26 protein-coding genes and 1 tRNA gene are annotated in these 25,536 nt (G+C 68.4%); 18 read left to right on the top strand and 9 right to left on the bottom strand.

Annotated elements, in window-relative coordinates; translation table 11 throughout:
- The first annotated feature begins 59 nt into the window (after window positions 1–59).
- From ACQY8B_RS00705 to ACQY8B_RS00695, 3 genes are read left to right on the top strand one after another with little or no spacing between them, the layout of a single operon-like run.
- The gene (locus ACQY8B_RS00705) at window positions 60–1,187 is read left to right on the top strand and encodes an FAD-dependent monooxygenase (RefSeq protein ID WP_422084947.1); all 1,128 of its coding nucleotides are present in this window, start codon (window positions 60–62) and stop codon (window positions 1,185–1,187) included.
- Window positions 1,188–1,226: 39 nt separating this feature from the next.
- A complete protein-coding gene (locus tag ACQY8B_RS00700) occupies window positions 1,227–1,949 on the top strand; it encodes a DsbC family protein (RefSeq protein WP_422084946.1) in 723 nt (240 codons plus the stop codon).
- Entirely contained in the window at window positions 1,949–3,799 is a 1,851-nt protein-coding gene (locus ACQY8B_RS00695; protein ID WP_422084945.1) for a M61 family metallopeptidase, read from the top strand. The genes ACQY8B_RS00700 and ACQY8B_RS00695 overlap by 1 nt, the downstream gene beginning before the upstream one ends.
- Here ACQY8B_RS00695 and ACQY8B_RS00690 read toward each other — a convergent pair.
- On the bottom strand, window positions 3,796–4,380 hold the full coding sequence (locus ACQY8B_RS00690; RefSeq protein ID WP_422084944.1) for a DUF2325 domain-containing protein: 585 nt from the start codon (window positions 4,378–4,380) through the stop codon (window positions 3,796–3,798). The two genes, ACQY8B_RS00695 and ACQY8B_RS00690, sit on opposite strands and share 4 nt — an antisense overlap.
- Before the next feature lie 61 nt (window positions 4,381–4,441).
- Window positions 4,442–4,777, bottom strand: a complete 336-nt coding sequence (locus tag ACQY8B_RS00685) for an SMR family transporter (RefSeq protein WP_093130430.1) — start codon at window positions 4,775–4,777, stop codon at window positions 4,442–4,444.
- Between the two features lie 96 nt (window positions 4,778–4,873).
- On the opposite strand from ACQY8B_RS00685, the gene ACQY8B_RS00680 reads away from it, so the two are divergent.
- Entirely contained in the window at window positions 4,874–5,653 is a 780-nt protein-coding gene (locus ACQY8B_RS00680; protein ID WP_422084943.1) for an enoyl-CoA hydratase, read from the top strand.
- A 31-nt stretch (window positions 5,654–5,684) separates the two neighbouring features.
- Here ACQY8B_RS00680 and ACQY8B_RS00675 read toward each other — a convergent pair whose 3' ends face one another.
- Window positions 5,685–6,956 carry a hypothetical protein gene (locus ACQY8B_RS00675; protein WP_422084942.1) on the bottom strand — a complete coding sequence of 424 codons (1,272 nt, stop codon included), beginning with the start codon at window positions 6,954–6,956 and terminating at the stop codon, window positions 5,685–5,687.
- Complete coding sequence (locus ACQY8B_RS00670; protein WP_422084941.1) at window positions 6,953–7,618, bottom strand: sigma-70 family RNA polymerase sigma factor; 666 nt, start codon at window positions 7,616–7,618, stop codon at window positions 6,953–6,955. Before ACQY8B_RS00670 ends, ACQY8B_RS00675 begins: the two co-directional genes overlap by 4 nt.
- Before the next feature lie 146 nt (window positions 7,619–7,764).
- On the opposite strand from ACQY8B_RS00670, the gene ACQY8B_RS00665 reads away from it, so the two are divergent.
- The 4 genes from ACQY8B_RS00665 to ACQY8B_RS00650 all read left to right on the top strand — a co-directional run bounded on the left by ACQY8B_RS00665 (window position 7,765) and on the right by ACQY8B_RS00650 (window position 9,549).
- Window positions 7,765–7,841: transfer RNA gene (locus ACQY8B_RS00665), tRNA-Met, on the top strand.
- Between the two features lie 67 nt (window positions 7,842–7,908).
- The gene (locus ACQY8B_RS00660; RefSeq protein WP_422084940.1) at window positions 7,909–8,289 is read left to right on the top strand and encodes a DUF2946 family protein; all 381 of its coding nucleotides are present in this window, start codon (window positions 7,909–7,911) and stop codon (window positions 8,287–8,289) included.
- 125 nt (window positions 8,290–8,414) lie between these two features.
- Window positions 8,415–9,032 (top strand): SCO family protein, encoded by a 618-nt coding sequence (locus ACQY8B_RS00655; protein ID WP_422084939.1) that lies wholly within the window; start codon window positions 8,415–8,417, stop codon window positions 9,030–9,032.
- Between the two features lie 37 nt (window positions 9,033–9,069).
- A complete protein-coding gene (locus ACQY8B_RS00650; protein ID WP_422084938.1) occupies window positions 9,070–9,549 on the top strand; it encodes a copper chaperone PCu(A)C in 480 nt (159 codons plus the stop codon).
- Here the strand turns inward: ACQY8B_RS00650 and ACQY8B_RS00645 are convergent.
- Window positions 9,537–10,850 (bottom strand): cytochrome P450, encoded by a 1,314-nt coding sequence (locus ACQY8B_RS00645; RefSeq protein ID WP_422089126.1) that lies wholly within the window; start codon window positions 10,848–10,850, stop codon window positions 9,537–9,539. The genes ACQY8B_RS00650 and ACQY8B_RS00645 overlap by 13 nt on opposite strands.
- A 247-nt stretch (window positions 10,851–11,097) precedes the next feature.
- Between ACQY8B_RS00645 and ACQY8B_RS00640 the strand changes: the two genes are divergently transcribed.
- Window positions 11,098–12,030: an AraC family transcriptional regulator gene (locus ACQY8B_RS00640; protein WP_422084937.1), complete on the top strand. Its 933-nt coding sequence runs from the start codon at window positions 11,098–11,100 to the stop codon at window positions 12,028–12,030.
- 145 nt (window positions 12,031–12,175) lie between these two features.
- Here ACQY8B_RS00640 and ACQY8B_RS00635 read toward each other — a convergent pair whose 3' ends face one another.
- A complete protein-coding gene (locus ACQY8B_RS00635) occupies window positions 12,176–13,816 on the bottom strand; it encodes a 3-(methylthio)propionyl-CoA ligase (protein WP_422084936.1) in 1,641 nt (546 codons plus the stop codon).
- Window positions 13,817–13,939: 123 nt separating this feature from the next.
- On the opposite strand from ACQY8B_RS00635, the gene ACQY8B_RS00630 reads away from it, so the two are divergent.
- Genes ACQY8B_RS00630 through ACQY8B_RS00595 form a run of 8 tightly spaced genes read left to right on the top strand, consistent with a single transcriptional unit; the run spans window position 13,940 to window position 19,415 of the window.
- Window positions 13,940–14,611 carry a nitroreductase gene (locus tag ACQY8B_RS00630; RefSeq protein ID WP_422084935.1) on the top strand — a complete coding sequence of 224 codons (672 nt, stop codon included), beginning with the start codon at window positions 13,940–13,942 and terminating at the stop codon, window positions 14,609–14,611.
- A gap of 50 nt (window positions 14,612–14,661) precedes the next feature.
- Entirely contained in the window at window positions 14,662–15,456 is a 795-nt protein-coding gene (locus tag ACQY8B_RS00625; protein ID WP_422084934.1) for a phosphodiesterase, read from the top strand.
- A gap of 59 nt (window positions 15,457–15,515) precedes the next feature.
- Complete coding sequence (locus ACQY8B_RS00620) at window positions 15,516–16,292, top strand: helix-turn-helix domain-containing protein (RefSeq protein ID WP_422084933.1); 777 nt, start codon at window positions 15,516–15,518, stop codon at window positions 16,290–16,292.
- A gap of 36 nt (window positions 16,293–16,328) precedes the next feature.
- The gene (locus ACQY8B_RS00615) at window positions 16,329–17,234 is read left to right on the top strand and encodes a DMT family transporter (protein ID WP_422084932.1); all 906 of its coding nucleotides are present in this window, start codon (window positions 16,329–16,331) and stop codon (window positions 17,232–17,234) included.
- A 55-nt stretch (window positions 17,235–17,289) separates the two neighbouring features.
- The gene (locus ACQY8B_RS00610) at window positions 17,290–18,132 is read left to right on the top strand and encodes a dienelactone hydrolase family protein (protein ID WP_422084931.1); all 843 of its coding nucleotides are present in this window, start codon (window positions 17,290–17,292) and stop codon (window positions 18,130–18,132) included.
- The gene (locus tag ACQY8B_RS00605; protein WP_428744993.1) at window positions 18,133–18,762 is read left to right on the top strand and encodes a hypothetical protein; all 630 of its coding nucleotides are present in this window, start codon (window positions 18,133–18,135) and stop codon (window positions 18,760–18,762) included.
- A complete protein-coding gene (locus ACQY8B_RS00600; RefSeq protein WP_422084929.1) occupies window positions 18,759–19,004 on the top strand; it encodes a hypothetical protein in 246 nt (81 codons plus the stop codon). Before ACQY8B_RS00605 ends, ACQY8B_RS00600 begins: the two co-directional genes overlap by 4 nt.
- A gap of 57 nt (window positions 19,005–19,061) precedes the next feature.
- A complete protein-coding gene (locus tag ACQY8B_RS00595) occupies window positions 19,062–19,415 on the top strand; it encodes a hypothetical protein (RefSeq protein ID WP_422084928.1) in 354 nt (117 codons plus the stop codon).
- Window positions 19,416–19,439: 24 nt separating this feature from the next.
- Here ACQY8B_RS00595 and ACQY8B_RS00590 read toward each other — a convergent pair whose 3' ends face one another.
- From ACQY8B_RS00590 to ACQY8B_RS00580, 3 genes are all read right to left on the bottom strand, one after another.
- Window positions 19,440–20,600, bottom strand: a complete 1,161-nt coding sequence (locus tag ACQY8B_RS00590; protein ID WP_422084927.1) for a GGDEF domain-containing protein — start codon at window positions 20,598–20,600, stop codon at window positions 19,440–19,442.
- A 77-nt stretch (window positions 20,601–20,677) separates the two neighbouring features.
- A complete protein-coding gene (locus ACQY8B_RS00585; RefSeq protein WP_422084926.1) occupies window positions 20,678–21,856 on the bottom strand; it encodes an acetyl-CoA C-acetyltransferase in 1,179 nt (392 codons plus the stop codon).
- 32 nt (window positions 21,857–21,888) lie between these two features.
- Complete coding sequence (locus tag ACQY8B_RS00580; protein ID WP_422084925.1) at window positions 21,889–22,671, bottom strand: SDR family NAD(P)-dependent oxidoreductase; 783 nt, start codon at window positions 22,669–22,671, stop codon at window positions 21,889–21,891.
- 138 nt (window positions 22,672–22,809) lie between these two features.
- On the opposite strand from ACQY8B_RS00580, the gene ACQY8B_RS00575 reads away from it, so the two are divergent.
- Complete coding sequence (locus ACQY8B_RS00575) at window positions 22,810–25,509, top strand: LuxR C-terminal-related transcriptional regulator (protein WP_422084924.1); 2,700 nt, start codon at window positions 22,810–22,812, stop codon at window positions 25,507–25,509.
- The last annotated feature ends 27 nt before the right edge of the window (window positions 25,510–25,536 follow it).

Raw genomic sequence — 25,536 nt, 5'->3', positions numbered from 1 at the left:
TTGTCCCGCATCACAGAGGTGCCACCTCGGGGCGCGGGCGTAGTCCATACAATCGTTTCATGGCCCTCCTCCCAGAAGTTTGCATTCGCGGCGCCGGCATCGTCGGCCGCACGCTGGCCCTGCTGCTCGCGCGCGAGCGTGTGCGCGTGGCGCTGGTGGTGCCTCCGGCCACTCAGGGCAAGCAAGACATCCGCGCCTATGCGCTGAACACCGCCTCCCGCACGCTGCTCGAATCGCTGCGCGCCTGGCCTGACGCCGCGCACGCCACGCCGGTGCGCGAAATGCTCGTGCACGGCGACGAGGGCGGCCGGGTGCAGTTCAGCGCCGCGCGCCAGAAGGTCGATGCGCTGGCCTGGATCGTCGACGTGCCCGCGCTCGAACAGCAACTGGCCGACGCGGTGCGCTTCCAGCCCCTGATCGAAATCGTGGCCGAGCCTGTCGCCGCGCCGCTCACCGTGGTGTGCGAAGGCAAGGCCAGCGCCACGCGAGAGGCGCTCGGCGTGAGCTACGAGGTCACGCGCTATCCCCAGCACGCGATTGCGGCTCGGCTCGACGCCGAGCAGTCGCACGACGGCATCGCGCGCCAGTGGTTCAACGACAAGGGCGAAGTGCTCGCGCTGCTGCCGCTGGGCGGTGTGCACGGCAAGACGGTGGCGCTGGTCTGGTCGGTCGACCAGTTGCGCGCACCGGCCCTGCTTGCGCAAGGCGACGAAGAATTCAATGCCGCAGTCACCGAGGCCAGCCACGCGGCGCTCGGTGCGCTCAAGCTCACCAGCGAGCGCGGTGCCTGGCCGCTGGCCCGCGCCATCGCCGACCGCTGGACCGGCGCCATGCCCGGCCAGCCGAATCGCTCCTGGGCGCTGGCGGGCGACGCCGCCCACACGGTGCATCCGCTCGCCGGCCAGGGCCTGAACCTGGGCCTGGCCGACGCCTCTGCGCTGGCCGATGTGATCAAGAACCGCGACTACTGGCGCAGCGTGGGCGACGCGCGCCTGCTGCGCCGCTACGAACGCGCCCGCCGCGCCGACGTGCTGCAGATGAGCCTGGCGACCGACGGCCTGCAGCAACTTTTCTCGCACAACCTGGGTCCGCTGCCTGCATTGCGCAACTGGGGCATGCGCGGTTTCGACCGCACGCGCCTCGTCAAGCACTGGATCACGGCGCAGGCGATGGGCCTGAAGGCCTGACGCCCGCAATCTTCTCGAATCGAACCAACGGATCTCCCGATGACACTCGCACGCAACCTCCTACTCGCCGCCTGCACGCTGGGCGCGGTCGTGGCCGCCACAGCCGGCGAAGCCGAGATCCGCAAGAACCTGCCTGCGCGCATTCCGCAGTTCCCCGCCATCGACGAAGTGTCGAAATCGCCGATTCCGGGGGTCTACGAAGTACGCGTGAACAGCTCGCAGATCTTCTACACCGACGAGCAGGGCAACTACCTGATCCAGGGCAACCTGATCGACGTGAAGTCGCGCAAGAACCTGACCGAGGAACGCGTCGAGAAGCTCAGCGCCGTCGCCTTCGACCAACTGCCACTGAAAGACTCGATCAAGATCGTGCGCGGCAACGGCAAGCGCAAGCTCGCGGTGTTCGAAGACCCGAACTGCGGCTACTGCAAGCGCTTCGAGAAGGACATGAAGACGATCGACAACGTGACCGTGTACCTGTTCCTGTACCCGGTGCTCGGCCCCGATTCGAACATCAAGTCGCGCGACATCTGGTGCAGCAAGGACAAGGGCAAGGCCTGGGGCGACTGGATGGAGTCGAGCACTCGTCCCACCACCGCGCCCGGCAGCTGCGACGTGACCGCGCTGCAGCGCAACGTCGAGTTCGGCCGCAAGTACAACATCACCGGCACTCCCACGCTGATCTTCAGCGACGGCACCCGCACGCCCGGCGCCATTCCCGCAGAGCAGGTCGAGAAACAACTCGCCGCTTCGTCGAGCTGATGGCGACGAAGGCCCCTGCGCGGCGCAGTACCGCCGCTACCGCCGTGCCCGTGGCCGGCGTGCGCTTTCGCGTCGAATGCGCGGATCTACATTCGCGCCTGTTCGGCGTGACGCTGACCATCGACGCGCCTGCCGCGCAGCAGCGCGTGTCGCTGCCGGTGTGGATTCCGGGAAGCTACCTGGTGCGCGAATTCGCCAAGAACCTGCAGGGCCTGCGCGCCACGCAGGGCCGCCGCAAGCCGACCCTGACGCAGCTCGACAAATGCAGCTGGCTGGTCGAATGCACGCCCGGCCAGCCGCTGGTGCTGAACTACCAGGTCTGCGCCTACGACAACTCGGTGCGCACCGCCTGGCTCGACGCCGAGCGCGGCTTCTTCAACGGCACCAGCGTGTGCCTGCGGGTAGAAGGCCAGACCGACGCGCCGCATGCGCTGGAGATCGTCGCGCCCGTGCTGGCCGACGATGCCGCGCGCTGGTCTTGCGCCACCGCGCTCGTGCCGCTCAAGACCGACAGGCACGGCTTCGGCAGCTACCGCGCCGCCGACTACGACGAGCTGGCCGACAGCCCGGTCGAGCTGGGCGCCTTCTGGAGCGCCGATTTCGACGCCTGCGGCGTGCCGCACCGCTTCGTGGTCGCGGGCGCTGCGGCCTCGTTCGATGGCGACAGGCTCATTGCCGACACCAAGGCCATCTGCGAAGCAGAGATGCGCTTCTGGCACGGCGACAAGGCCGGCAGGCGCGGCGGCCCGAAGCTGCCTATCGACCGCTACGTGTTCATGCTCAATGCGGTGGACGACGGCTACGGCGGCCTCGAACATCGCCACTCCACGGCGCTGATCTGCAACCGCCGCGACCTGCCGCAGCGCGGCGAGAAGAAGAAGCAGCCCGAGGGCTACACCACGCTGATGGGCCTCATCAGCCACGAGTACTTCCACACCTGGAACGTCAAGCGCATGCGGCCCGCCGAGTTCGCGCGCTACGACTACAGCCAGGAAAACTACACGCAGCTGCTGTGGTTCTTCGAAGGCTTCACCAGCTACTACGACGACCTGCTGCTGCGCCGCGCCGGCCGCATCGACGACGCGGCCTACCTGCGCCTGCTGAACAAGACCATCAACCAGGTCATGCAGACGCCGGGGCGGCTGGTGCAGCCGGTGGCCGACGCGAGCTTCGACGCCTGGGTCAAGTACTACCGCCAGGACGAGCAGACGCCCAACAGCACGGTGAGCTACTACACCAAGGGCGCGCTGGTGGCGCTGTGCTTCGACCTCACCTTGCGCCATGAAGGCAAGGGCACGCTCGACGACGTGATGCGCCACCTGTGGACGCACAGCGGCGGCGGGCCGATCAGCGAAGCGGACATCGCGGCCGCGCTCGAGGCGGTGAGCGGCCGCTCGTATGCGGCGGAACTCGCGCGCTGGGTGCATTCGACCGAGGAGCTTCCGCTTGCGCAGCTGCTGCGCGCACACGGCGTCGCCACGCTGGAAGACCCGTCGCAACAGGCACAGGCACTGGGCCTGCGCGTGGCCGAAACCAACGGCAGCGTGCAGGTGAAGGTAGTGCTGCGCGGCGGTGCGGCCGAGAAGGCGGGCTTTTCGGCGAACGACGAGTGGATCGGCATCGAGCTGCCTGCCGTCGGCAAGAAGGGCCAGCAGCGGCCGGCGCAAGCCTGGCGCATCGCCAAGCTCGACGACCTCGCCCTGTACCTGGGCGATGCGACGAAGTTCACAGCCATCGTGGCGCGCGACCGCAAGCTGCTCAGGCTGCCGCTCGCGCTGCCTGCCAATTCGACCACCTGGCGCCTGTTCGCGCACGACGCCACCAAGGCGGCGGGCTGGCTGGCCGGCTAGGCGCTTTCTGCCGCGGCGGGGTGCCGCACGAACATCATCGGCTGCGGCTCGCCGACCAATACGCAGGGCTTGCCGGTCCTGCGGCAGTGGTCCTGCACGCGCCAATAGGCGCCGTGGCTCACGCAGCCGGTCTGGCAGATCACCAGGTCGGCGGCACGCAGGCTGGCTTCGAGGGCGGGATCGTCCGCATCGGCACCGCCGTCGTGGTGCAGGTAGCGGCCTCCCGCGATCTCGACCAGCTGGCGTGCGAGCGACGGCGCCTCGTCTTCATGGCCGACGCACAGCACGGCTTTCTCGCGCAGATCGGCGGGCGCTTGCAGCCGGGGCGGCCGCAAGTGGCGCCGGCTGCCCGGCGACAGCAGCGCATTCAGGCGCCTGGGCAGCGCCCCGCCCGCGGCGGCACGCGCGGCCAGCTCCTCGCGCACGATGGCAATGGCCGAATCGCGCGCCACCAGGGCACCGCGCAAACGGACGATCTGCGCCTCCAGCCTTTCGACCAGCGCGGCCTGCTCAGCGAGAAGGCGCGAGCAGCGCTCCTGCGCCCGGGCATAGGCCCGCAGCAACACGGCATGTTCTTGCATCGGGAACTCCATGGCGGGCATTCTAGATGAGAGTAATTCTCAACTGAAGTCCATTTGGTGCTCAGTGCGAAACCGACTTCGAGAACACGTTCACCACCACCACGCCCGCGATGATCAGCCCGAGCCCCGCAATGGCCGGTCCGTCGAGCTTCTGGCCGAACCACAGCCAGCTCACGAGCGAGATCAGCACAATGCCCACGCCCGACCAGATCGCATAGGCGATGCCCGTCGGAATGGTGCGCAGCGTCAGCGAGAGGAAGAAGAACGCGACCACATAGCCGGCCACCGAGGCCAGCGTGGGCCACAGCCGCGTGAAACCATCCGAGCCCTTGAGGAAACTGGTGGCGATCACCTCGGCCACGATGGCGACGAACAGGTAGGCATAGTTGGAACTCATGGCAGGCACTCTATGGGAACTCGCCATGCCCCGCCACCCGCGGCGGCCATGCTGGGTATAGTGAAGCGCGTTTTTTCCCCTTCCCCCGGAGACACCATGAGCTACGAAAACATCGAAGTACGGACCGAAGCAGGCAAGGTCGGCATCATCACCCTCAACCGCCCGAAGGCCCTGAATGCGCTGAACGATGCGCTGATGACCGAGCTGGGCCAGGCCCTGAAGGCTTTCGATGCGGACGATGCCATCGGCTGCATCATCCTCACGGGCAGCGAGCGCGCCTTCGCGGCCGGCGCCGACATCGCGGCGATGGCCAAGTACAGCTTCATCGACACCTACAAGGGCGACTACATCACGCGCAACTGGGAAACCATCCGCTCGATCCGCAAGCCGGTGATCGGCGCGGTGGCCGGCTTCGCGCTGGGCGGCGGCTGCGAGCTGGCGATGATGTGCGACTTCATCATCGCGGCCGACAACGCGAAGTTCGGCCAGCCCGAAATCAAGATCGGCGTGATCCCCGGTGCCGGCGGCACGCAGCGCCTGCCGCGCGCCGTGGGCAAGAGCAAGGCGATGGACATGGTGCTCACGGCACGCATGATGGACGCGGCGGAAGCCGAGCGCGCCGGCCTCGTTAGCCGCGTGGTGCCCTTCGAGAAACTCGCCGACGAAGCGCTGGGCGCGGCGCTGATCATCTGCGGCTATTCGCAGATCTCGGTGATGGCGGCCAAGGAATCGGTCAACCGCGCCTTCGAGGGCGGCCTGAGCGACGGCGTGATGTTCGAGCGCCGGCTGTTCCACGCGCTGTTCGCCACGCAGGACCAGAAGGAAGGCATGGACGCCTTCCTGAACAAGCGCCAGCCGGACTTCAAGAACGCCTGAGGGCGGATGCGCGCGGCCGGATGTGTTCCGGTCAGCGCGTGAGCAGCGCGCGCAATGCGTCCAGCGCCTGCGCGGGCGGTGTGCCGACCAGCGCGGTGCCATTGGGTTGCGGCGTCCAGCGCACCTGGCCGCCGGCGATCTCCAGCACGGCGACGAGCGTGCTGCCGCGATAAAGCGAGAGACGCGCCTCGACCGGCGCGGCGAGTGCTTCGTCGGGCATCGACGCCGAACGGGCCACGGTGCCGACCAGCGCGGGCAAGCCTTCGATGTCGCCGCGCGCGTGGCGCACTTCGGCACCTGAGCCTGTGAAGCTGAAGGACGTCCACCGGTCCAGGGCCGTGAAGGCCGCAGAGCCTTCTCCGCGTGCGACTGCCTTGGGCACTGCAGCGCGTGATGCGGGGGCGCGCAACGCGCCGGAGGCGTCTGCGCTTGCGTTGTCGCCTTGATACTGCGGCGGAGTTACTGCCGGTGCGGGCGCTGCAATGGGCGACGGTGGTGGTGGCGGCGGCGCGATGCCTGGTGCAGGCGCTGCGGCCGGCGCCGGAGCCTCCGCCGCATAGGCGCGGCGGCGTTCTTTTTCCACGCGCTCTTCACGCTGCTCATCGCTTCGCGCGGGAGCGGCCTGTTCGGCCACGATGGCTGGAGCAGGAAGTGCAGGCGCCGGCGCGATGGGCGCGGGGGCAGCCTGCGGTGGCGGCGCAGGGCGGCGAGCGGCATCTGCGCCAGCGATGCCCGGCGCTTCCTTGGACAAGGCATTGCGCTGGGCCTGCGCTTGTTTCTGTTCCGCGGCCGGCGCCTTTCGCGCGGCTGCTGCGGATGGCGGCGGCGCTGGCTGAGGTGCAGCCGGCGGTTCGGCCGGAGGTGCGGCCTCCGCCGAAGGTTGAGCCGGCGCGGATGCAGGTACAGACGGCGGTGAAGCCGCTGGCGCAGCGGCGCCGGCAACGCGTGCTTCGCCGTCCAGTTGCGCATCAGGCACAGGTTCGCGATGCCAGAGCACCGTCACGAAAGTCGCCAGCAGCACGGTGGCGAAAGCCGCATTCCAGGGCATGCGCGAACGCGGCTCGCCACCGCCGCCGAACACGCGGCGCCACCAAGGCGCGGCGCTCGCGCTGTTGGCGGCTGCGTTCTTCGCAGCCGGCACGGTGGTGGCAAGGTTGTGCGCCATCTTCAGGATGGCATCGCGCGTGCGCGGATCGGGGGTTGCGTCGCTGTCGGGCGCATGGTCCAGCGCGCGGCGCAGGACCGGGTCGCGCAGGTCGCGCTCATCGTCGCGGTCGAAACCGGTGGTGCCGTTGCCGCTCATGCCCGCTGCTCCAGCACCGCAAGGTAACGCGCCATGCAGCCGCGCAGCTTCTGCAGGCCGTAGCGCAGGCGGCTGCGCACGGTTTCGAAGCCGATCTCCAGGCTCGCGGCCAGCGCCTCGACGGTCAGGCCGTCTTCGTGGTGCAGCAGGAACGCGGCGCGCTGGTCGGTCGGCAATTCGTCGAGACAGGCCAGCAGCCGGCGGCCCGCGGCGCGCCAGAAAGCGAGCTCTTCGGCCGACGGATGCGCGGCGGCGTCCATCGCGCCGCGCACGCCGCGGTCGAGCGTGGGCACGGGATCGCTGTCGTCGTCGGAATGCGCATCGAGCGCCACTTCGCGTCCGCTCACGCGCAGGCGGTCCATGGCAAGGTTGTGCGCGATGGTGAAGGCCCAGGTGCGCCAGGTGGCGCCCTGCGGCGAGAAGCTGCCGCGCGCCGAGATGATCCGCACCCAGGTGTCCTGGAACACCTCGTCGGCTTGCGCCGCGAGCCGCGCGCCCAGCAGACGTTTGACGAAGCGGAACAGCCCGCCCTCGTGGCGCGCATAGAGCACGTCGAACGCGGCGGCATCGCCCTGCGCGTAGGCCAGCATCAACTGGTCGTCGGGCATGGCCTGTCGCTCGGTGGCGCTGTCGGCGGAAGGGGCGCGGGGAAGCGCGGACATCGGAGGATTTTCACCCGAGCTTGTACGGGCGACGAGCCACATCGGGGTTTGGCCCAGCAAAAATCGACTCGGGTGGCCAGCAGGCTGTTGAACTCGGGCAAAAACCTGGGCTATAATTTTGGGCTCGGCACTGAACAATGCCGAACGGCTCTTTAGCTCAGTCGGTTAGAGCGATGGAATCATAATCCACAGGTCCGCGGTTCGAGTCCGTGAAGAGCCACCAACAATAAAAGCCTTGCAGGTCAATGACTTGCAAGGCTTTTTTCTTGCCCGGGAGATAATCCGCGGCAATGCCCGCCCCCATCCGCTCCACGCCGACCATGCCTGCCGCCCGCGCAGGCCTGATCCGCTGGGTCTTGCTGTGGTTCGCGCTGTCGCTCGGCGTGGCCATCGCGTCGCCGGTGGTGCATCCGCAAGCCGTGGAGCTGGTCTGCTCGAGCGCAGGCTCAGTCAAGGCCATCGTGCATACCGACGACGGCGCGCAAGAGCTGGGCATGGGCCACATGGACTGCCCGCTGTGCGTGCTGGCAGGCGCGCCGCCCGCGACACCCACGGTCAAGCTTCCCGCGCTCATGCCGCTGTCCCATGCGGTGCGGCCGGCTCCGGTCGCGCACATCGCCGCGGCCACTGCGGCGCCCCCGCCGGCGCGCGGGCCTCCCTCGCTCTCCTGACGCTTCCCGTTTCGTTCGTCCGCGCATGTGATGCCTTCGCCTGAAGGCGGGCTTCATCGCATCGCGCTTCCCCGCACAACGCATCGATCGGCGCTCGCGTCCGGGCGCCAGAGAGCTTTTTCTTCATGACTCATTCCACGCTTTCACGCCGTGGCCTGCTGCTGTCCGGCGGCAGCGCGCTTGCGGCCCTGGCCCTCGCAGGCTGCGACAACAGCAAGGTGCTGCCCGCCAGTTTCAACGGCGTCGACATCACGGGCGCCAAGTACGCACAGGACTTCCGCCTGACCGACCCCGACGGCCGCGAGCGCACGCTGGCCGACTTCAAGGGCAAGGCCGTGATGATGTTCTTCGGCTTCACGCAATGCCCCGACGTGTGCCCCACCGCGCTCGTGCGCGCCGCCGAGATCAGGCGGCTGCTCGGCACCGACGGCGCGCGGCTGCAGGTGATCTTCGTCACCGTCGACCCCGAGCGCGACACGCCCGTGGTGCTCAAGGCCTACACCCAGGCTTTCGATCCGAGCTTCATCGGCCTGTACGGCGACCTGCAGAAGACCAGCGACACCGCGAAGGACTTCAAGGTCTTCTACAAGAAGGTGCCCACCGGCTCCTCGTACACCATGGACCACTCGGCCTTCAGCTACGTGTTCGACCCCGAGGGAAAGATCCGCCTCGTGCTGCGCCACGAGCAGAGCGCTGAAGAATGCGCCCAGGACCTGCGGCAGATCCTCAAGACGTCTGCCTGAGCTTCAACCCGATCCATCATTCAAGGAGATTCTTTCCATGACACCCATTGCACGCATCCTCGCCCTGTCGGCCGCATCGTTCCTCGTGGTGGCTACGGCACACGCGCAAGTCACCGTCAAGCAGGCCTGGGTCCGCGCCACCGTGCCCCAGCAGAAGGCCACCGGCGCATTCATGCAGCTCAGCGCAGCGAAAGACACCAGGCTGGTGTCGGCCAGCTCGCCCGTTACGCCGGTCGTCGAAGTCCACGAGATGGCGATGCAGGACAACGTGATGCGCATGCGGCAGATCCCCGCCCTCGAACTGCCCGCCGGCAAGACCGTCGAACTCAAGCCCGGCGGCTATCACGTGATGCTGCTAGACCTCAAGCAGCAGGTGAAGGAAGGCGACACCGTGCCGCTCACACTCGTGTTCGAAGGCAAGGACGGCAAGCGCGAAACCGTGGAGGTGAAGGCCCCGGTGCGCGCGCTCAATGCGTCGGCGCAGCCGGCTGCGGGGCACGGCGATCACAAGCATTGAGCGGTGCGCATCGACGCCGATGCCACCGGCGCCACACGCAAGTGCAGCGCCTTGTCAGGACGCAACGTCACATTGAGCACCGCACGCGGCGCTTGCTGCCCTTGCGGCACCGACAACACATGGCGCTGCAGAAGCATCGCGGCCACGACGGTCATCTCGGTCATGGCCAGGTGCTGCCCCAGGCACACACGCGGGCCGGCGCCCAGCGGCATGTAGGCACCGCGCGGCACTTCGGGTGCACCGGGCGCGAAGCGTTCCGGACGGAACGCCATCGGCTGCGCGAACCAGCGCGGGTCCCGATGCATGAGTTGCACCGGCACCATGAACATGGTGCGCGCCGGAAACTGCCACCCGCCCAGCGTGACCGGCTGCGTCGCGCGGCGGCTGAACAGAACGGGCGCGGCCGGATAGAGGCGCATGGTCTCCTGCAGCGTGCGATTCAGTATCTGCAGCCCGGGAAGATCTTGCGCCGTCGGCGCTCGGCCCTGCAGTTTTTGATGCACTTCTTCGGCGGCCTCGCGTTGCGCCTCGGGGTTGGCGGCAAGACACCAGGACCACCACATCAGCGTGGCCGCGACGGTCTCGTGCCCCGCGAGGAACGCGGTCATGCATTCGTCGCGCACGGCCTGCAGCGGCCAGCCCGCGGGATCGTCGCTATGCAGTTGCAGCAGGCGCGTCAGCAGGTCGTCGGGACGTGCCGCCGGTGCCACCTGCAGGCGCGCTTGCAGGTGATCGTCGATGAGCGTTCTCAGAGTTGCCTTCGCGCGGCGCTTGGCGCGCTTCCAGGGCATCGCGTCGGGCCAGCTCGCGGGCCAGTAGAACTCGCTGTCGGCGGCGGCGCCGATGGTGTGCACGGCCTGCGCGGCCAGCGCCGCGTCGTCGCCCATCGGACGCGAGAACAGCATGCGCACGATCACGTCCATGGCCAGCGAGGTCAGCGCGCTTTCTATCGGCCAGTCGGCTTCGCTGCGCGGCCATGATCGCAATGCCTGTTCGGCGGTCTCCGCGATGGTGGGCACGAAGCTCTGCACTGATTTCGGCGAGAACGCGGGCTGCAGCGCATGCCGCTTGTCACGCCACGCGGCCCCTTCGGATACCAGGACGCTATGGCCATGCACCTGCGAGAACACGCGCATGCCGCGCTCCCAGCGAATGAGTGCGCCGTGGTTCGCGACCAGCAGTTCGCGCACCAGCGCCGGGTCGGTCAATACGACCTCGTGCTCGGGCCAGATGCGCAGGTGCACCACGTCGCCGTAGCGCTGCTGCCAGTCGCCCAGCGTGCCCAGCAGGTCGCGCGACATGCGGTTGAGCAAGCCCCAGCCCGTGATGCCGGAGGCCGGGCCGGGAGGCCAGTGGCCGGGGGGATGGAGCACCGGCGGGCTCGTGGGCGTGGGCGTGGGCGTGGGCGCATGCATGGGGCATCCGGAAGAAGGCGCAGAGGGCGAAGACTGGGCGGTGTTCATGCCCCGCATGGTCCGCCATCCCGCCCGCGGCGTCTTGGACCGAAACGACATCGGCGCACGGCTGCCTGCATAAACTCGAGGACCGATGCGCACCGCTCTCCCGTCTTCCCCGCCCGCCTGCCCCGATCCGCTGGTGCGCGCGCCACGAGCAGGTACGCAGGATGCCGGTCGTATCCTGCCGACGCCACCCGTGCTCCAGGGCTCAGTGGTGGCCGTGATCTGCCGCGACACCCGGGACCTGGTGCTGGACGACGCCCAGCGCCTCACGCACTTCCCGGCCTCGCCGCTGATGAGCCTGTCGTGGTTCCAGCATGGCGAGGTGAGCCTCGCGGCGCGCGGCGATGCGCAGCAGCCCGCATGGCAACCCATTGGCGCGACGGTCGTGGTCTCCGGAAGCCAGTCTTTGCCGACCGTCTGCTGGGCGCCCTCGGCTGGGCGCGCCGGCATGATCTGTTTCACCGCGGACATTGCGCGCACCCTGTTCGGCATCGACCCCGCCGCCGTGCACGACCGCTTCCGCGATGCGCGCGAGGTAATGGAGGCCGCGTGGTCCCCGCTGCTCGACGCATTGATCGCCGCCACCGACGACGCAGCCACGCTGGCAGCCCTGCGCGAACACATCGGGCCACGATGGCAGGCGCTGCACGGGCGCTCGGTCAACGCACCATCGCTGCGCCAACTGGGTCGCCACTGGGTCGAGCGTCTTGCGTGGCAGGCCCACGAATGGCGCCGCACGCACAGCCCGCGGCAGGTGGAGCGCCGCGTCAAGGCCTTCAGCGGACGCTCGCTGCGCGAGTGGCAATCGCTGGTGCGCACCGAAGGCCTGTTCTTCGCGGCACGCGAGCGCTACGAGGCCGGCCAGCCCTTCGACTGGGCCACGCTGGCGCTGGACCACGGCTTCGCCGACCAGTCGCATCTGGTGCGTGCCGCGCGCCACATCGCGGGCTTCTCCCCGGGTGAATTTGCCGATCGCTTCGCGCAGGACGAATCCTTTTGGCTCTACCGGCTCTGGATGTAGGCCGCGTCTTTTTTCCACGCCGCGAGGGACTGCCTATTCAACAGGCAACGTGGTGGGAAGCCACGCCAGTGCTTGTTCCGCCGATCCGACTCCCCGCACAACCCACAGAGTTGTCCACAGAAAAATCGAACAAGTCATCAAGCCGTCAAACAGATGTCGCCGCCGTGTAACCCTTGAACTGTTCGCGCAGCTTTGTCTTCAGCAGCTTTCCGGTGGCTGTGTGCGGCAGGCTGTCGACGAACACTACGTCTTCCGGTAGCCACCATTTCACGACGCGCTCCGCAAGGAATGTGAGCAGTTCCTCCCTTGTCACTTCCACCCCCGCGCGCTTCACCACGATGAGCAGCGGCCGCTCCTGCCACTTCGGATGCGCGATGCCGATCACCGCCGCTTCGGCCACCGCCGGGTGCAGGCTTGCCGTGTTCTCCAGGTCGATGGAAGAAATCCATTCACCGCCAGACTTGATCACGTCCTTCGCGCGATCTACCAGCTGCACATAGCCGTCTTCGTCGATGTTGGCGACGTCGCCCGTGGGAAAGAAGCCTTCGGCGTCGAGCACCGGCCCGCCCTCGCTCTTGAAGTAGCCGCTCGCGATCCACGGTCCGCGCACATGCAGGTGGCCGAAGGCCTTGCCGTCGTGCGGCAGGCGCTGGCCGTCCTCGCCGACGATCTTCAGCTCCACGCCCCACACGCCGCGGCCCTGGCGCATCTTCACGCGCAACTGCTCTTCCTTGGGCATCGACAGGTGCTTGGGCAGCAGGTTGCCGATCACTCCGATGGGGCTGGTCTCGGTCATGCCCCAGCCCTGCACGAAGTCGGCGCCGAAGTCGCGCTCGAAACGCTCGATCATGCTGCGCGGCGTGGCGGCGCCGCCCACGCCGATACGCTTCAGGCCGATGGCGCGCGTGTCGATCTCCGGATGCGCATCGAAGTACTGGAACAGCATCAGCCAGATGGTGGGCACGGCCTGCGAGAAGCCGACCTTCTCGTCGCGCATCAGCTCGTACAGGCTCTGGCCGTCCATGTGCGGGCCGGGCATGACCAGCTTCGCGCCGGCCATCGCCGCCGCATACGGCATGCCCCAGGCGTTGGCATGGAACATGGGCACCGCGAGCAGCAGCGTCATCTGCGAATTGACGCCGAAGGTGTCGGGCGCGCATTCCATCAGCGAATGCAGCACGGTCGAGCGGTGCGAATACAGCACGCCCTTCGGGTTGCCGGTGGTGCCGGAGGTGTAGCAGAGCGAAGAGGCGGTGCGCTCGTCGAACTCGGGCCAGGCGTAGGTCTCGCTCTGCGCGCCGACGAGTTCGTCGTAGCACAGCAGGTTGGGCACGTCGATGGCGGGCATGTGCGCGCGGTCGGTCATGGCGATGAAGGCGCGCACCGACTTCAGGCCGGGCGCGAGCTTCTCCACCAACGGCGCGAAGGTGGTGTCGAAGAACAGCACCTTGTCTTCCGCATGGTTGACGATGTAGTCGATCTGCTCGGGAAAGAGCCGCGGATTCACCGTGTGCAGCACCGCGCCCGACCCCGACACGCCGAAGTACAGCGCCAGGTGGCGGTATGTGTTCCAGGCCAGCGTGCCGACGCGGTCGCCGGGCTCGATGCCCAGCGTCTTCAACGCATTGGCCACCTGCTTGGAGCGGCGCTGTATCTCCGCATAGTTTGTGCGGTGCACCGGCCCCTCCACGGTGCGCCCGACGACCTCGGCGTGCGGGTGGAAGGTGGCCGCGTGATCGATCAGCGACGAGATCAGCAGCGGGCGGTCTTGCATCAATCCGAACATGGTCTTGTCTCCTGTACGCTGGGGCGATGCTAGGCAGCCGCAACGCCGCGCCGCATCGTCGGAACGGACGATTGAGGGCGTTCGAGGGTTGCCCCTAGCATCGATCTTCAAGAGGACCTTTGCATGAACGTTCAGGACGCCGTCGCCACCCGCCGCTCGGTGCGCGACTTTCTCGACACGCCGGTGCCCGGCGACGTCATACGCCGCGTGCTCGCGCAGGCATTGCGCGCGCCTTCCGGCGGCAACCTGCAGCCGTGGCACCTGCATGTGGTGGGCGGCGACGGGCTGGCGCAGCTGAAGGCCATCATGCGCACCCGCGTGCAAGAGGCGCCGGGCGGCGAAGGCAGCGAGTACGACATCTACCCGCGCGAGCTGGTCGCGCCTTACCGCGACCGTCGCTTCGCCGTGGGCGAGGCCATGTATGCGCGCCTGGGCATTCCGCGCGAGGACAAGGCCGCGCGCCGCGAATGGTTCGCGCGCAACTACCAGTTCTTCGGCGCACCGCTCGCGCTGTTCTGTACCGTCGACCGCCGCATGGGGCCGCCGCAGTGGTCCGACCTGGGCATGTTCCTGCAGAACGTGATGCTCCTGCTGCGCGCAGAAGGGCTCGACAGCTGTCCGCAGGAATGCTGGGCGATCTATCCGCAGACCATCGGCCGGTTCATCGAACTGCCGCCCGAGCGCATGCTCTTCACCGGCATGGCCATCGGCTACGCGGACAGGAGCAGGCCGCTCGACGCGCTGGTGACGGAGCGCGCGCCGCTCGATGAAGTGGCGGAGTTCATCGGCATCTGAGCAAGGAACGGAACCTGCTTACCGTCCGGCATCACCCCGAGAGGCACCCGATGCTCATTGCCCAGATTTCCGACCCGCACATTCGCCCCGCCGGCCAGCTCTACCAGGGCGTGGCCGATTCGAACCGGATGTTCGAGGAAGCCATCGACCACCTGCATGCACTGGACCGCAGGCCCGAGCTCGTGCTGCTGACAGGCGACCTCGTCGACGAAGGCCGGCCCGACGAATACGCGCAGGCGCGCCGCCTGCTGTCGAAGCTGGCCATTCCCTACCTCGTGATTCCCGGCAACCACGACCACCGCGAGAACTTCCGCGCTGCCTTCGCGGACCACGCGTACCTGCCGGCCGAAGGCCCGCTGCACTACTGCATCGACGACCATGCAGTGCGCATCGTGGCGCTGGACTCCTGCGTTCCCGGCCTGCACCACGGCGATGTCGATGCAGAAGGCCTCGCATGGCTGCGGCGCACGCTGGAAGCCGACCGCGCGAAGCCGACACTGCTGATGCTGCACCACCCGCCCTTCGCCAGCGGCATTCCCTACATGGATGCCTACAGCTACACGAACCCCGCCCCGCTCGAAGCCGTGCTGCGCGGCTTCGACAACATCGAGCGTGTGCTGTGCGGGCATGTGCACCGCACGATGCTGCGGCGCTGGGCGGGCACGGTCGTGTGCTCCTGCCCCAGCAGCACGACGGAGATTGCACTGCGGCTCGCGAACGATGCGGCGCCGGCTTCGTACATGGGGCGGCCGGGCTGCATGCTGCATCTGTGGGACGAGGTGCATGGCATGGTGAGTCATGTGAGCCACGTCGGGGCGATGGAGGGGCCGTATCCGTTTGCGTGAGTTTGCGTGATCGAGCGCCTGGCGGCAGCCCATGCAGCCGGGCGCGCAGAATGCGGCCGATGCCCAGCGAACGCACCCTCCTCTACGCCGGAACCGAGTTCACGGTGGAGCACGTGTGCTCACGCACGCACGGACCTGACTGGAGCGCGCACTACACCATTGGCTCGCGGCGCATTGTCCTGCCGGTGGGGCACACGGTGCTCGACGTGCGCTCGGGCGACAGCATCTGGCTGGTCGACGGACTGACCGCCATGCACCTCAACGACGCCATGGTCTACCAGTTGCGGCCCTCGCCAACACACGCGACGCGGCACAGCATGGTGGTCAGCGGGCACCAGGCGCCTCGTGCAAGCGAGGCGCCGGTCTTCAGCCTGCTGTCGCCGGCGTCGCTGTATCGCGTTCATGCGGCGCAGAAGCAGCTGCGCAACGGCGACGCGGGTCCGCAGGTCGTCGCGCAGCTACTCGACGAGATCGGCACGTCGCGCCAACTGATGCCATTGAACGGCACGGTGGCGCGCGCAAAAAGACTGCTCGCGGAAAACGCCGACCGTGAAGCGCGACTCTCCATGCACGCGCTGGCCGATGCCGTCTCGCGTTCGCCCTTCCACCTGGCACGCAGCTTTCGCCAACAGACCGGCCTGAGCCTGCACCAGTACCGCCAGCAGCTGCGGCTCGCCACGGCCATGGACCGGCTGGCGAACGGCGACCGGGACTTGGCGGGCATTGCGCACGATCTCGGCTACTGCAGCCAGAGCCACCTGGGCGCGGTATTCCGGCGCGAGGTGGGCGTCACGCTGGGTGAAGCGCGCCGCGCGCTGGCCACCGCACGAATCTGATAGCCGCCGCGCGGCGCGGCCGCGAGACTCCACGCGATGGACAGGAAGAACCTTCGCACAGGTGTTTTCGCCGCACTCGCCGCGGCACTGATTGGCAGCGCGTGGCAACTGGTCTCGCGCCACGGCGTGACCACCACGCTGGGTCCGATGGAGCTGGTGCTGCTGCGCTACGGCATTCCCGCCTTGCTGCTCTCGCCGCTGTGGCTCGGCAAGGGCCTGATTCCACCCAAGGCCCCGCGCCTTGCGCTCGTGCTGCTCGTCATCGGTGGCGGCCTGCCTTTCGGCCTGCTCGTGCTGGCGGGCGCACGCTGGGCACCCGCCAGCCACATGGGCATCTTCATGGCGGGCAGCCTGCCGCTGTTCACCGCCATCGGCGCACGGCTGCACAAAGGGCAGAAGGTAGGCGGCATCCGGTTGCTGGGGCTGGGCTGCATCGCGGTCGGCATCGCGCTGTTTGCGACGGACAGCTTGCGCGACGGCTCGCTCGATTGGCGAGGCGACCTGCTCTTTCTTTCGGCGGCTGTGCTGTGGGCCGTCCACTCGCTCGCCTTCGCGCATTGCGGCTTCACGCCGTGGCAGGGCACGGCGTTCGTGAACGGGTGGTCGAGCCTGCTCCTGCTACCGCTGCTGGGCACGGTCGGTGCGCCGCGCCTGCTGACCGCGCCGTGGACGGACGTCGCCATACAGGCCGCGATGCAGGGCGTGGTCGCGGGCCTGCTGGGGCTGATGGTCTACATGCTGGCCGTAGCGCGGCTGGGCGCGGCGCGCGCTTCGCTGTCGGCGGCGCTGGTGCCGGTGCTGACCACGCTGGGAGCCGCGGCATGGATGAACGAACCGATCACCGGGGAAGTACTGCTGGCCCTTGCGCTGGTGGTGCCTGGCATCGTGCTGGCGAGTGGTGCGGTCCGATGGCGCGCGCAGGAGACGCAGCAGCGCCTATAGCATCTTCAGGAAGGGCGGGCAGAATGCCGCGAACCTCGAAAGGGCGCCCGCCTTCATGAAAAAGCTGATCCTCCTCGCCGCCGCCCTGCTGTGCTTTGCCACCGCCTCCTGCTGGGCGCAGGAACGCAGCACCGTGCGCGTTCCCACGCCTTTCGTCGAAAGCGGGGCGCCCGTCACGCTGGAGATGGTGATTTACAAGCCTGAAGGTGCCGGCCCCTTTCCCACGGTGGTGTTCAATCACGGCTCCACGGGCATCGGCAACGACCCGAAGCTGTTCAAGCACACCTATGCACCCGAGCGCCTGGCCAGGTGGTTCACGCAGCGCGGCTGGCTGGTGGCGTTCCCGCAACGGCGCGGGCGCGGCCAGTCGGACGGTTTGTACGACGAAGGCTTCACGCCCAAACGCGAGCACTACAGCTGCGACTCCGCGCTGTCGCTGGCGGGCTTCGACCATGCGCTTGCCGACGTCGACGCCGCCGTCGAGTGGCTGCGCAAGGACTCCGATGTGGACACGAAGCGCATGGCAATCGCCGGCCACTCGCGCGGCGGCATCCTCGCCGTCGCCTATGCGGGAACGCGGCCCGACTTGTTCCAGGGCGTGATCAACTTCGTCGGCGGCTGGATGGGCGACAAATGCCCCGGCAACACGGCGGACGCGATCAACCCGGTCAGCTTCAGGCGCGGCGCGGCGTTCCCTCGCCAAACGCTCTGGCTCTACGGCGAGAACGACAGCTTCTACGCGCTCTCTCACAGCCGGAAGAACTTCGAGTCCTTCATCGCCGCGGGCGGCAAGGGCAGCTTCTCTACCTACGCGCTGGAATCCGGCATCAACGGGCACCAGTTGGTCGTGCAGCAAGAGCTCTGGGGGCCGACTGTCGAGACGTACCTGGCGAAGTGAATGGAGATGCGGCTGCTGCTGATCGAAGGCCTGCCCGGCACCGGCAAGACCACGCTGGCCAGCCATCTGTGCGCATCCGCATTGAATGAAGGCCGCAAGAGCCGTTGGTATCTGGAAGAAGCCGCGGATCACCCGGTGCATCCCCGTTCACTAGGCGCGCTGAAGTCGAGAGCCGATTACCCCTCGCAGTGCCTGCAACGCTGGCAGCGCTTCGTCGACGAGGCCCGCTCGACCGATACCTTGCACATTCTGGAAGGCAGTGCATTCCAGAGCACGGTGCGATTCATGATGGAACAGGGCCGAGCGGACATCGACGACTACATCGATGAGTTCGAAAAAATCCTGGCGCCTCTGTCCCCGTCCTTCATCTATCTGCGGCCGGAAAATGCCGAGAAGCACTTGCGCGCCACGGCCATCCATCGCAGACCAGGCTGGACACGCAAGGTCGCGGTCTATATCGAACAGACGCCGTACGCACGCAGTTACGGGCTGCGGGGAGAAGGCGGCATGCATCGATTCTGGGCTGACTATGCGAGTCTCTGCGATGCGCTGGTGAACAGGCTCTCCATGCCCTTGAGCCGAACCGCCATCGCAACCGGCCCGCAGTCCATCGACAAGGAGACGGGATGACGAAGCAACCCTACTGGTTTCCCGCCAAGCGCTACGGCTGGGGCTGGGGTCCGCCGACCTGCTGGCAGGGCTGGGCGGTGGTGGCCGTGTATGCGGTGTTGCTGGTGACCGCCGTGGTGTCGATTCATCCTGAACAGAAGCACTTTCTGTTCGCCGCGGCTGTCTCCGGCCTGAGCCTCGCGCTGGTCGCGGTCTGCTGGATCAAGGGTGAGCCGCCGCGCTGGCGCTGGGGCGGCAAGTAGCCGGCAACGGCCATCGGACATGAGCAGCACCGCCACCCTCGAAGCTGGCGTACCAGAATGACGAGAAGCAGCTACGCCGCCGCCCTGGCCAGCGTGCTGCTGGCATGCGCGTCCCTTCCCGCAGCGGCCAACGGCAGCCTCTTCTGCGAAGGAAGCCCGTATTCGGCGGAGGTCCAGTTCAGCCTGTCTTCCGGCCGCCTGACCGACCTGGTCGTGTCGCGTGACGACGGCATGGCGCCTGCGTCGTCCGAGCGATTGACGCTGCAACGCCAATCGGCCGACTACCGGCGCCAGTCGATGCGCGCCATCGCCAGCAAGGGCGTCTCACTGCGCGTCGCCAGGGCCAAGGGCACGCTGACATACGCGGGCAGGCAGCATTCGCTGCGCTGCGACTGGTCCGGCCTCGGCTGAAAGAAAAGAAGGTCCGGCCGCGCTTCAGGCAGCCGCGATCACCTGGTCGCGGCCCATCGCCTTGGCCTTGTAGAGCGCCGCGTCGGCCCGCGCCAGCACTTCGTCGACGCCCCGGCCGCCGTCGTTCGCGGCCACGCCGATGCTCACCGCGATGGAGCCGACCTCGGCCATGGGCGAGTCGGCCCCGAAGGGCTCGCCGATGGCCTGCTTGAGCCGCGAGGCGACGGCCATCGCCTCCACCTTGCCCGTGCCGGGCAGCAGCACCACGAATTCCTCGCCGCCGTAGCGCCCGAGCACGCCCGCGTCGCCCACCGCCCGCTGCATGCGCCGCACGGCCTCGCGCAGCACCTTGTCGCCCATCTGGTGGCCGAAGCGGTCGTTGACGTCCTTGAAGTGGTCCAGGTCCACCATCAGCAGCGCCATGTGCCGCCGGTCTGAAGTGAAGGCGTCGCGGCAGGCATCCAGCAGCGCGCGGCGGTTGAGCGCGCCGGTCAGGGAATCGCGCGTGGCCATGTATTCGAACTCGGTGTGCACGCGGTCCGTGGCCATCAGGATGACGGAGATGGACAGCAGCAGCACCGAGAACGAATACATGCTGATGTAGAGCGACTGGATCCAGTTGCCGTCCATCAGGTTGCTGCCGGCCATACCCAGCACCACCGACACGAATCGCAGCGCCGCCACCACAGCCTGCGCCAGCAGCAGGCCGATCATGAGCCGCTGGCCGAACACGCGCGGCCGGTGGCGCAGGTAAAGCAGGGCATGGGAGAAGAACAGCAGCGACACCGCGAAGGTGACGATCAGCAGGCGGGCCTCGAAGTCGGGCTTGACGGTGCTGAACCAGAACATCGCAAGCCCGATGGCCCCATTCAGCAGCGTCCAGCCCCGGGTGTCGCTGTGCCCCAGCAGGAACTTCTGGCTACCCGAGTAATAAAGGATGCACGCCTGGAACAGCACGACGTTGGCGACCACGATCGTGAGGAAGTCCGGAAAGTAGTCGCGCGCCGCGAACAGCATGGTGCTGGTGAATGCCAGCAGCGGTGCGCGTGCCCAGTCGCTCAGCCCCTGGATGCTGGGCGGATAGCTGCGCCGCATGAAGAACATCACCAGAGCCATCATGACGCCCATGAGGCCGGCCAGCACGATGACCGAACGGGGGTCGAGGAGGGATGGCAATGCGCCCATGGGGCGAGATTATTGATTATGTTGACATTGCCGGCCTCACTCTTTCCGGGGCGCCGCCGCAGGCCCTTCCGCGCGGCTCAGAGCCGCTCGACGATGGTCACGTTGGCCATGCCGCCGCCTTCGCACATGGTCTGCAGCCCGTAGCGCTTGCCGCGCTGGCCGAGCGCATGGACCAGCGTGGCCATCAGCTTGGTGCCCGACGCGCCGAGCGGGTGGCCGAGCGCGATGGCGCCGCCGTTCACGTTCAGCCGCGCGGGGTCGACGTCGAGCGTCTGCAGCCAGGCCAGCGGCACCGGCGCGAAGGCCTCGTTGACCTCGTACAGGTCGATGTCGCCGATCTTCATGCCCGCCTTCGCCAGCGCCCGCTGGGTGGCGGGAATGGGCGCCTCGAGCATGATGACCGGGTCGTGGCCCATCACGCTCATGTGGTGGATGCGCGCCAGCGGCTGCACGCCCAGCGTCTTGAGGCCGCGCTCGTTGACCACCATCAGCCCGCTCGCGCCGTCGCAGATCTGGCTGGCGGTGGCGGCGGTGCAGCGCCCGCCGTCGGCGATCAGCTTGACGGCGGCGATGCTCTCCAGCGTGGCGTCGTGGCGGATGCCTTCGTCGACGGTGTGCAACTCGCCGGGCTCGGTGCCGTCGGCCATGCGCACGGCCACCGGCACGATCTCGCGCTCGAAAAGTCCCGCCTTCGTCGCGGCGATGGCGTTGCGATGGCTGCGCAGCGCGTAGGCGTCGAGCTCGGCCTTCTCTATGCCGTAGTTGCGCGCGATCATCTCTGCGCCGGTGAACTGGCTGAACTGCACGTCGGGGTAGCGCCTGGCCATCTGCGGGCTCACGTAGAAGCCCAGCCCGTTCTTCAGCGGCAGCGTGGTGGGCAGGCCCATGGGAACGCGCGTCATGCTTTCCACGCCGGCCGCGATCACGATGTCCATGCTGCCCGACATCACGGCCTGCGCCGCAAAGTGCAGCGCCTGCTGCGACGAGCCGCACTGCCGGTCGACCGAGGTGGCCGGCACCGATTCGGGCAGCCTCGACGCCAGCACCGCGTTGCGCGCGATGTTCGAGGCCTGCTCGCCGGCCTGGCCGACGCAGCCCATGATGACGTCCTCGACCAGCGCGGGATCGGCGCCGGTGCGCTCCACCAGCGCGTCGAGCACCTGCGCGGCGAGGTCGGCCGGGTGCCAGCCGGCCAGGCGGCCGTTGCGGCGGCCGCCGGCCGTGCGCGCGGCGGCGACGATGAATGCTTCGGGCATGAAAGTCTCCTTTGTTCGTAGGTGGTGCGGGCTCAGCGCGGCGCCATGCGGATGGCCCCGTCGAGCCGCACGCTTTCGCCGTTGAAGTAGCCGTTGGTGATCATCAGTTCGGCCAGCGTCGCGTACTCCGCCGGATTGCCCAGCCGCTTCGGGAACGGCACCGACGCCGCCAGCGCGGCCTTCACGTTGTCGGGCGCGCCCTGCAGCAGCGGCGTGTCGAAGATGCCGGGCAGGATGGTGTTCACGCGGATGCCCTCGCCCATCAGGTCGCGCGCAATGGGCAGCGTCATGCCGACGATGCCGGCCTTCGACGCGGTGTAGGCCGCCTGGCCCATCTGCCCGTCCTGCGCGGCCACCGAGGCGGTGTTGACGATGGCGCCGCGCTCGCCGTCCTGCAGCATGTCGAGCGTGAGCATGCCGGCCGCCGACTTGGCGATGCAGCGGAAAGTGCCCACCAGGTTGATCTGGATGATGCGGTCGAAGTTGGCGAGCGGAAAGTGCTTGATCTCGCCCGTGGCCTTGTCGCGGCTAGCGGTCTTCACCGCGTTGCCGGTGCCGGCGCAGTTGACCAGCACGCGCTCCTGCCCGTGCGCGGCGCGGGCATTGGCGAAGGCCGCGTCCACCTGCTCCTCGGAGGTGACGTCGACCTTGCAGAAGATGCCGCCCAGTTCCTTTGCCAGGGCCTCGCCCTGTTCGGCGTTGAGGTCGAACAGCGCGACCTTCACGCCGTGGCCGGCCAGGCGGCGCGCGGTGGCGGCGCCGAGGCCGGAAGCGCCGCCGGTGACGACGGCGGCAATGCTGGAATCGAGTTGCATGAGATGCGGTCCTTGCAGGGTAAGTGGCGGTTTCCGCGGACCAGTTTAGGAAGCAGAATCGACTGCGGCATCGTCGGAAACGACGGAAATCCGGGCCGTTCGGGCTCCGGTGCGCCAACCTGCCTTGCCCGCCCGCCGATGTCGCCTCCCACGCCCCGCATCCTCGAAACCAAGCTCAACCCGCCGGCCGCCACCGCCACGCAGGTGCCGCGCACCGCGATCCGCGAAGAGATTGCCGCGGCCGCCGTCAAGCTGGTGCTGGTGCGCGCGCCGGCCGGCTTCGGCAAGACCACGGCCATGGCGCAGATCCGCGAGCGCATGGAGGCGCAGGGCATCGCCACCGCGTGGCTCACGCTCGACCGCGCCGACAACGACGTGTCGCGCTTCCTCGACTGCCTGGCCGAAGCCGCACAGCGCCTGGGCGTGGACGAGCCGCGAGCCAACGGCCCGTTCGATGCCGTGGCCGCGCTGGCCGCGCACGACGCGCCCTTCACGCTGTTCCTCGACGACTTCGAGGTGGTGCAGGAGCCGGCGGTGCTCGGCCTGGTGCGCGAGATCGTCGAGCACCTGCCGCGCCGCGGCCAGCTCGTGATCGGCTCGCGCGGCCTGCCCGACCTGGGCCTGGGCCGGCTGCGCGCGCGCGGGCAGCTCCTGGAGATCGACACCGACCGGCTGCGCTTCAGCCTGGAAGAAACCAGCGCCTTCTTCGGCCTGCGCATGGCGCATGCAAAGCAGGACATGCAGACGCTGCCCGCCGACCTGCTCTCGCAGCTGCATCGCAAGACCGAAGGCTGGGTGGCCGCGATCTGGCTGGCTTCGATGGCGCTGGAGCGGCACGGCACCGAGACCGGTTTCGTCGAACGCTTCTCGGGCTCCGACCGGGCCGTGGCCGACTACCTGGCCGAGGACGTGCTCGCGCACCAGCCGCCGGACATCCGCGACTTCCTGCTGCGCACCAGCATACTGCGGCAGCTCGACGCCTCGGTGTGCCAGGCGCTGTGCCCGCGCGCCGACTGCGCGGCCATCCTGGAGCGGCTGGCCGCGTCCAACCTGTTCCTCACGCCGGTGAGCGGCGACGGCGGAGATGGCGGAAACGGCGGCGCGTGGCGCTATCACAGCCTGTTCGCCGACTTCCTGCGCGCGCGGCTCGCGCACGAACAGCCCGGCGACACCGCGCGGCTGCATCTATCGGCCGCCGGCTGGTACGAGTCGCACGACCGGCCGGTGCCCGCCATCGACCACGCCATCGAGGGCGGCGACCATCCGTATGCGCTGGCGCTGCTCGACAGCTACGCGGCGCAGTTCCTCGAACAGGGCCGCATGCGCATGCTGGCGCGCTGGTTCTCGGCCATTCCGGAGCACCAGCTGCGCGAGCATCCGTTCCTGCAGCCCATCGCGCTGTGGGCTACCTGCTTCACGCACGGCCCGTGGGAGGCGATGCGCATGCTCGATCAATCGGGCTGCCTCGACAGCCCCATCGCCGAGGTGCGCGCGAGCGCCCACACGCTGGTGCCGCTGCTGCTGGCCATGCAGGACCGGCACGACGAGGCCTACGAGGTCGGCCGCCAGAGCCTGGCGCGACTGCCCACCGGCCTGCCTTTTGCCGACAGCGTGCTGCTCAATGGCATGGCCCACATCCTCGCGGTGCGCGGCGACCAGCACGAGGCGCGCCGCATGCTCGAGGCCGCGCGCGAGCGCGGCAGCAGCACCTTCAACCGCATGTACACCGAGTCGCTGGCCGGCCTGTTCGACCTGCACGAAGGGCGGCTGCGGCAGGCCACCGCGCGGCTGCGCATGGCGGTCGACTCCACGCATGCCGTGTCCTACAACCACAGCCACGGCAACGCCTGGGCCGGCGTGCTGTACGCCGGCGCGGTGTACGAGACCAACCAGCTCGTGCAGGCAGAGCACCTGCTGAACGTGTACCTTCCGCTGGCGCGCGACGTAGGCCTGCCGGACCACATGATCCTGAGCCATGTGATGCGTTCGCGGCTGGCGTTCCATGCGGGCGACATCGACGCCGCGTTCCAGGCGCTGACCGAGCTGGAATACCTCGGCCACCACCGGCAGCTACCGCGCGTGGTGGCGGGCGCCAAGCTGGAGCGCTCGCGCATGCTGCTGCTGCAGGGCAACGGCCCGGCATCGCGCGACGAACTGGCCCGCGCCGACGACCCCGCGCTGTGGGAGCGCGAGAGGCGGCAGCGCCTGCCGGCGCACGACCTCGACTACATGGCCCTGGCGCGGGCACGCTGGGACATAGCCTTCGGCGATGCGCGCGCCGCACTCGACGTGCTCGACGCCGAGCTGCATGCCGCGCTGGCGGTGGCGCACAACCGCCGCGCGCTCAAGCTGCGGGTGCTGCGCGCGCTGGCGCTGCAAGCCGCGGGCGACACGGCGGCCGCCGTCAAGGAGATCGAGACCGTGCTGCAGGCCGCGAGCCAGGAAGGCTTCGTGCGGCTGATCCTCGACGAAGGCCCGGCCGTCGGCGCGCTGGTGCACCGCTACGCGCTGGCGGCGCAGGACGCGCCCGCCGCGCGCGGCGACCCGATCCTGGCGGACTACCTGCAGCGCCTGCTGCAGCTCGTCGGCCCGATGCCGGCGGGCGACGCCGAAGCGCCCGCGTCCGGCGCCGACGCAATGAAGGAACCGCTCACGCGCAAGGAAATCCGGGTGCTGCAACTGCTCGCCGAGGGGTATTCGAACAGCGCGATGGCGGAGAAGCTGTTCGTGTCGGATAGCACGGTGCGCACGCACCTGCGCAACATCAACATGAAACTCGACGCGAAGAGCCGCACGCAGGCGGTGGCGATCGCGCGGCGGCTGGGCGTGATCCGGTAGGTCGCCCCGGCGGCGGCATTACAAATA

The sequence above is a fragment of the Variovorax sp. genome, from assembly GCF_965279555.1.
In the GTDB taxonomy this organism is placed as follows: domain Bacteria; phylum Pseudomonadota; class Gammaproteobacteria; order Burkholderiales; family Burkholderiaceae_C; genus Variovorax.
This window is presented reverse-complemented; position numbering and strand designations above follow the sequence as displayed.